The organism is Arsenophonus endosymbiont of Bemisia tabaci Q2 (genome assembly GCF_902713415.1).
Taxonomy (GTDB): Bacteria; Pseudomonadota; Gammaproteobacteria; order Enterobacterales; family Enterobacteriaceae; genus Arsenophonus.
This window is the reverse complement of the sequence record NZ_CACTIE010000084.1, coordinates 1-6,236: the sequence shown is the minus strand read 5'-3', so window position 1 is coordinate 6,236 and position 6,236 is coordinate 1. Positions and strand designations below refer to the sequence as shown.

The 6,236-nt window shown below is 42.8% G+C and carries 1 tRNA gene and 2 rRNA genes; all 3 read right to left on the bottom strand.

The window, feature by feature from the left end:
- Positions 1-117: 117 nt before the first annotated feature.
- A tRNA-Trp gene (locus ARSQ2_RS15240) sits at positions 118-193 on the bottom strand.
- Between the two features lie 391 nt (positions 194-584).
- A 23S ribosomal RNA gene (locus tag ARSQ2_RS15235) occupies positions 585-3,495 on the bottom strand.
- A 514-nt stretch (positions 3,496-4,009) separates the two neighbouring features.
- Positions 4,010-5,471 (bottom strand): 16S ribosomal RNA (locus ARSQ2_RS15230).
- Together the 16S and 23S rRNA genes with 1 tRNA gene alongside form the textbook arrangement of a ribosomal RNA operon.
- Between the last annotated feature and the right edge of the window lie 765 nt (positions 5,472-6,236).

Below are 6,236 nucleotides of genomic sequence, written 5' to 3'. Positions count from 1 at the left end.
CATAAATACATCAATTTTAATGACTAGAAATTAAAATGGCTTTGAGCGGCTTATAAAAAACTCAGTCTATTAAACAGGGTTTTTAATATTTAATAATATTATCTATAAAGCCATAAATGGCAGGGGCGGAGAGACTTGAACTCCCAACATCCGGTTTTGGAGACCGGTGCTCTACCAATTGAACTACGCCCCTAATAGATGGGGGTGCAGACGGGGTCTAACCGGCGAACTTCGGGGTGACAGGCCGATATTGTAACCAACTGAATTACCGCACCACCCAATTTACTTTACTAACGGTCTTTTCCATTAGCCTTAAATTAAAGGCTGGCAGCTTTCTTAACTATCGGCGCTACAGCATTTTACTTCTGAGTTTGGCATGGGGTCAAGTGGGACCACAGCGCTATTAGCGCTAGACAAATTCTTTTTTATTTATTTTTTATTTTGTCTTATTTCGCTGCTTTATAGAATAGATAGTCTGATCACCTACCTTAGTAGCGAACATACCTTGGCTTTTAGCAAAATTTGACCATATTTAATTTTAAAACAAGCTAAAATTCTCTCTTTCAAAACACCTTTGGTGTTGTTAGGTTAAGCCTCTCGGGTTATTAGTACTAGTTAGCTCAACGTATCGCTACGCTTACACACCGAGCCTATCTACGTTCTCGTCTTGAACACCCCTTATAGGACATCACTGTCAGGGAAGATTTATCTTGAGGCAAGTTTCCCGCTTAGATGCTTTCAGCGGTTATCTCTTCCGCACTTAGCTACCAGGCGATGCCATTGGCATGACAACCTGTACACCAGTGGTGCGTCCACTCCGGTCCTCTCGTACTAGGAGCAGCCCCTCTCAATCTTCCTTCGCCCACGACAGATAGGGACCGAACTGTCTCACGACGTTCTAAACCCAGCTCGCGTACCACTTTAAATGGCGAACAGCCATACCCTTGGGACCTACTTCAGCCCCAGGATGTGATGAGCCGACATCGAGGTGCCAAACACCGCCGTCGATATGAACTCTTGGGCGGTATTAGCCTGTTATCCCCGGAGTACCTTTTATCCGTTGAGCGATGGCCCTTCCATTCAGAACCACCGGATCACTAAGACCTACTTTCGTACCTGCTCGCGCCGTCACGCTCGCAGTTAAGCTGGCTTATGCCTTTGCACTAACCTCACGATGTCTGACCGTGATTAGCCAACCTTAGTGCTCCTCCGTTACGCTTTGGGAGGAGACCGCCCCAGTCAAACTACCCACCAGACACTGTCCTTAGCCCGGATTACGGGCTCAAGTTAGAACATCAAACATTAAAGAGTGGTATTTCAACGTTGGCTCCATGCAGACTGGCGTTTACACTTCAAAGCCTCCCACCTATCCTACACATCAAGGCTCAATGTTCAGTGTCAAGCTATAGTAAAGGTTCACGGGGTCTTTCCGTCTTGCCGCGGGTACGCTGCATCTTCACAGCGAGTTCAATTTCACTGAGTCTCGGGTGGAGACAGCCTGGCCATCATTACGCCATTCGTGCAGGTCGGAACTTACCCGACAAGGAATTTCGCTACCTTAGGACCGTTATAGTTACGGCCGCCGTTTACTGGGGCTTCGATTAAGAGCTTTGCCTTACGGCTTACCCCATCAATTAACCTTCCAGCACCGGGCAGGCATCACACCGTATACGTCCACTTTCGTGTTTGCACAGTGCTGTGTTTTTAATAAACAGTTGCAGCCAGCTGGTATCTTCGACTGGCTTTAGCTCCGGATGCTAGACCTTTCACTTAATGCCAGCGTGCCTTTTCCCGAAGTTACGGCACTATTTTGCCTAGTTCCTTCACCCGAGTTCTCTCAAGCGCCTGAGTATTCTCTACCTAACCACCTGTGTCGGTTTGGGGTACGATTAATGATTACCTATCGCTTAGAGGCTTTTCCTGGAAGCTGGGCATCAACTACTTTACCACTTTCGTGGCTCGTCATTACGTCTCAGTGTTGTAGCACTGCGGATTTTCCTGCACTACCCACCTACTTGCTTAAACCGGGGCAACCGTCGCCCGGCTAGTTTAGCCTTCTTCGTCCCCCCTTCGCAGTAACCCTTAGTACGGGAATATTAACCTGTTTCCCATCGACTACGCTTTTTAGCCTCGCCTTAGGGGTCGACTTACCCTGCCCCGATTAACGTTGGACAGGAAACCTTGGTTTTTCGGCGAGCGGGTTTTTCACCCGCTTTATCGTTACTTATGTCAGCATTCGCACTTCTGATACCTCTAGCAGACTTTTCAGTCCACCTTCTACGGCTTACAGAACGCTCCCCTACCCAACACGACATTTAAATGTCGCTGCCGCAGCTTCGGTGCATGGTTTAGCCCTGTTACATCTTCCGCGCAGGCCGACTTGACCAGTGAGCTATTACGCTTTCTTTAAATGATGGCTGCTTCTAAGCCAACATCCTGGCTGTCTAAGCCTTCCCATTTTGTTTCCCACTTAACTAGGACTTGGGGACTTTAGCTAGCTGGCGGTTTGGGTTGTTTCCCTTTCACGGGACGGTTAGCACCCGCCGTGTTTTCCTTCCGTGATAACATGTTTCGGTATTTGTAGTTTGCATCGGACTGGTAGTTGGGATGACTCACAAAACAGTGCTTTACTCGAAGATAATTTCAGGCGCACCTAAATAACTTTTGGGGAGAACTAGCTATTTCCCTCCCGGTTTGATTGGTTTTTTATCCCCAACCACAAATCATCCGACTAATGTTGAAACATTAGTCGGTTTGGTCCTCCAGTTAGTGTTACGCAAACTTGAACTTACTCATGGCTAGATCACCGGGTTTAGGGTTTATACCCTGCAACTTAACGGTAAGTTAAGACTCGGTTTCTTTACGGCTCTTCTATCCGGTTAACCTTGCTACAGAATATAAGTCGCTGACCTTTTATACAAAAGGTACGCAGTAACATTTTTTTGGGTGCTTCCACTGCTTGTATGTACACAGTTTTAGGTTTTATTTCATTCTTTTTGCCGGGGTTTTTTGCCTTTTTTTCACGGTACTGGTTTACTATCGGTCAGTCAGAAGTATTTAGCCTTGGAGGATGGTTTTCCCATATTTAGACAGGATAACATGTTTCCTCCGGCCCTACTCTTCGAGTTCACAACACTTACCGTTTGAGATACGGGGCCCTATCACCCTTTATTGCCAGCCTTTCCAGACCCTTCTCCTGCGGTAAATATTGATGTTGACTTTGGGCTGCTTGCCGTTTGCTCGTCACTACTTTGGAAATCTTGGTTGATTTCTTTTCCTCGACGAACTGAAACATTTCAGTACCCCCCGGTTTGCCTCGTTTGACTATGAATTCATCAAACGATAGTGCATTAATGCACTGAGTTTTTCCATTTGGACATCGCTGGCTAGTACGCTTCATATCAGCTTACCGGCGCTTTTCTCAGATTATCATGTCTTTTATTGTTTTTGGCTGCCTGCCTAAGCATCTACCGTGTAGGCTTTATTCGCTTAACTTTACAACCTGAAGGTGTTTTCTACTGTCTTTTTGTTGGGTTATAGCTGCGCGTCTACTAATTTTTTGTTGGGCAGTGCCCTCAATGTGCCTACGTACTTTAGTACGCTGGGCTTGCTGTGCGCTGGCTGCCTTGAATTGCTGACTGCTGACTTATAACGATTTATCATGACAACAAAAACCCAACTAATTGGAGTTTTGAGAGTTTTTTACATTATTTTTTAATAATGTGTGTTTCAATTTTCAGTTTGTTCCAGATTGTTAAAGAGCATAAGTTGGTAAACTAACTTACTGAATTCGCTTAATCGTTATTGCATTATTGGGTAAACAACAAACAGTGCACCACGCTTTTAGCGTTGTGCACTGCCTTTCTAAATCAGTAAAGTGGCGTTCCATAGGGGATTTGAACTCCTGTTATTGCCGTGAAAGGACGATGTCTTAACTCTCTATAAGATTGGCTTTACGCGCTATTTTATCAGCCAATTTATGTGAACACTCACATTTTATTTATCTAGGTAAGGAGGTGATTTAATTGCAGGTTGCTTTACGGTTACCTTGTTACGACTTTACCCTAGTCATGAATCAGAAAGTGGTAAGCACCATCTAAAAAGGTTAAGCTACCTACTTCTTTTGCAACCTACTCCCATGGTATGGCGGGCTGTGTTTACAAGGCCTGGGAACGTATTCACCGCGACATACTGATCCTTGATTACTAGCGATTCCAACTTCATGGAGTCGAGTTGCAGACTTTAAGTCCGGACTTTGACGGACTTTTTGAGTTTTACTTTTTCTTGCTGGCTTGCCTCTCTTTAGTATACGCCATTGTAGCACGTGTATAGCCCCTACTCGTAAGGGCCATGATGACTTAACGTTATCTCCACCTTTTTTTAGTTTACCACTGGCAATCTTTTTTGAGTTTTGGATCGAATCGCTGGCAACAAAAGATAAGGGTTGCGCTTGTTGCGAGACTTAACCCAATATTTTACAACACGAGCTGAGGACAGCCATGCAGAACCTGTCTTAGCGCTTCCGAAGGTACTTTTCTATCTCCTTTTATCTCTAAAGGATTCCGCTGGATGTCAAAAGTAGGTAAGGTTCTTGGCGTTACATTGAATTAACCATATGCTCTACCGCTTGTGACGGGCCTCCGTCAATTTATTTGAGTTTTAACTTTTTGGCTGTACTCCCCAGGCAATCGATTTAACGCGTTAGCTTTGGAGGACACAGTTCATGATTACAACCTCCAAATTGACATTGTTTACAGTGTGGACTACCAGGGTATCTAATCTGGTTTTCTTTTTACTCTTTCGCACATGAGCGTTAGTCTTTGTCTAGGGGGCTCGCCTTTGCCACCGGCATTTTTCTACATCTCTACTTATTTTACTGCTAAACATGAAATTTTACCTTTTCTACAAGACTTTAGCTAATTAGTCTTGAATGCCATTCCCAGGTTAAGCTCGGGGATTTTACATCTAACTTAATTACTTCTGCCTGCGTGTTTTTTACGCCTAGTAATTCTGATTAACGCTTGCACTCTCCGTATTACCGTGGCTGCTGGCACGGAGTTAGCCGGTGCTTTTTCTGTCGCTAACGTCAATTGCCAAGGTTATTAACTTTAACACTTTCCTCACGATTGAAAGTACTTTATTTCTTACTGTTTTCTCCCGTAGGAGTCTGGGCGGTGTCTCAGTTTTAGGGTGGTTGATCATTTTCTTAGACTAGCTAGAGATCATCGTTTAGGTGAGGTAATAGCTCACCTATTAGCTAATTTTATATGGGTTCATCCAAAGGGTGTGAGATCAGAATGGCTCCCTACTTTGCTCCTTAGAGATTATGCGGTATTAGCCACTGTTTTTAGTGGCTATTTTTTGCCTTTGATTAGATTTTTATATTTTACTTACTTGTCTGCCGCTTGACTTGCATGTGCTAGACCTGCCGTCAGGGTATCAATTTGAGTCATGATTAAGCTCTTCAATTAAAAGCTTGATGCTCAAAGCATGTGTTACTGACTGTAACACTTTTTTGTTTAACTTGCTTTTCCGATGTTTGACCACCTTCGCCGTTGCCGACAAAAATAACGTTACTGCATATATAATTTATATATTAATTAATTGTTTTGTCACTTTTCAAGACTTTAAAATTTAAAGTCAAAATATTTTTTGATGATGTTTGTGCGAGTGCTCACACAAATTGTTTGATTATTTGATTAATTGTTAAAGATCTTGTGGTTGTGGCCTAGGCCATGAGGTTGCATTATATTATAATGCGCTTTTCAGCTGTAAAGTCAAGTAGTTATTTCTACTTTTCTTTACCTTGCATCAAGAAAATTTAATTTAATTAATTCGTTCTATACTGACTCAGTGGGGGTGCATTATAGGCAGTTTTACGCAGCTGGTAAGCTTAATTTTGCATAATTTTGTTTAATTGATTAATTAAACAGCAAGGCATTATGTTATACCGAATTATTAACAGAGTTATCCACAAAAATAAAATAACAAAAATTATAGCGAAATACGCAAGCGAAATACGCAAGCGAAATACGCAAACGTTTGTTTTACAATTGCGTTTGCGACAAAAAATATTTGATTGAAACTAGTTATTTTTGAATATCATTTGTAATAGCGAATAGCCATAAAATTTAATTAATGTTTTAAAACATTTTATTATTCCAAGGGATCTATTTCATGCTTCAACTCCGCCCTATTCAGCGTGCTCTACTGAGTGTTTCTGACAAAGAAAGTAT